Genomic DNA, 954 nt, shown 5'->3' with positions numbered 1-954 from the left:
GTAGTGCCCCTCCATCTTCTCGACGCGTTCCTCGATCTCGCCCACCTTCGACCGGACGCCGCTCAGCTCCGTGTTGAACGAAACGAGGCGGGCATCGAGGTCGCCGGTGCTGACCGGGTTGGCCGCACCGCCCTTCCAGCCAAGCCAGATGACGACGCCAATCCCGCCGAAGATGAAGAGGATGATGGAAATCTCGAGCCAGTTGGCGATCACATGTCGTCTCCCTTGCGGCCGATGGTCGACCGGGCCTTGTCGAAGATGTCGGTGATGAAGGCGCGGATCTGTTCGCCGAACAGCTCGACCAGCGAATAGCCGGAGAAGCCGAGGCCGATCGAAACCACGAAGGCGTAGAGCCACGAGGGGCGGCTCTCGATGATCCAGAGCAGCACCACGACCAGCATGATCGCGGTGACCGCGGCGAAGCTCAGCCACCCGAGCTGCGCCTCGGTGCGCCGGGCGAGGAGTCGGGAGAGGCCGATGCCGAGCACCGCCAGGAGGCAGGTGACAACGGGCACCGGCACGCCGGAGACGTCGACCAGGAACATGTGGCCGAGCGCCGGCGCCGGCGGCGGCGTCAAGCTCACCGCGGCCATGGTCGGTAGCCAGGCCATCATGAAGTCGCGGAAGCTGAGCGAGGCGGCGATCACGAAAGCACATCTTTCAGCAGCTCGGCCTGTTCGGCAGAGATGGTGACCGACTTCATGCCGGAAGGGGTGAATGCGGTAAGCGTGAGCTGGTGCTCCTCGACCTTGACCATCGTCGTGCGAGCCAGAGGGCTGGTCCCCAGATTGTGAGTACCGAGCTTCATTCGACAGGCTCCGCGGGGGTGAAGCGGACAGCCGACTGCGCCTCGACCCAGTCGATCAGCGCATTGAGCTGGAGGGCCTGCTCGCTGGCGATCAGCGCGTCATCGAGGCTCAGGCCTCCGGAGGCAGGAAGTCGGTCTTCACTGGA

Annotated in this window: 3 protein-coding genes; all 3 read right to left on the bottom strand. The window is 65.1% G+C overall.

All coding sequences use genetic code 11. The features are described 5' to 3' along the window. A partial coding sequence (locus ACLBKU_RS17675; protein WP_410180889.1) for a hypothetical protein occupies positions 1–213 on the bottom strand: 213 nt, incomplete at its 3' end. Continuing rightward, positions 210–647, bottom strand: a complete 438-nt coding sequence (locus tag ACLBKU_RS17670) for a hypothetical protein (protein ID WP_410180888.1) — start codon at positions 645–647, stop codon at positions 210–212. The genes ACLBKU_RS17675 and ACLBKU_RS17670, both read right to left, overlap by 4 nt. Further along, entirely contained in the window at positions 644–808 is a 165-nt protein-coding gene (locus tag ACLBKU_RS17665) for a hypothetical protein (protein ID WP_410180887.1), read from the bottom strand. Before ACLBKU_RS17665 ends, ACLBKU_RS17670 begins: the two co-directional genes overlap by 4 nt. Between the last annotated feature and the right edge of the window lie 146 nt (positions 809–954).

The sequence above is a fragment of the Erythrobacter sp. NE805 genome (genome assembly GCF_046452355.1).
In the GTDB taxonomy this organism is placed as follows: domain Bacteria; phylum Pseudomonadota; class Alphaproteobacteria; order Sphingomonadales; family Sphingomonadaceae; genus Erythrobacter.
The sequence above is the reverse complement of the archived record's forward strand: the minus strand, read 5'-3'. Positions and strand labels throughout refer to the sequence as shown.

Excerpts from the sequence above, each read along its gene's own strand:
- ACLBKU_RS17665 (WP_410180887.1), bottom strand. The coding sequence starts at position 808 with ATGAAGCTCGGTACTCACAATCTGGGGACCAGCCCTCTGGCTCGCACG.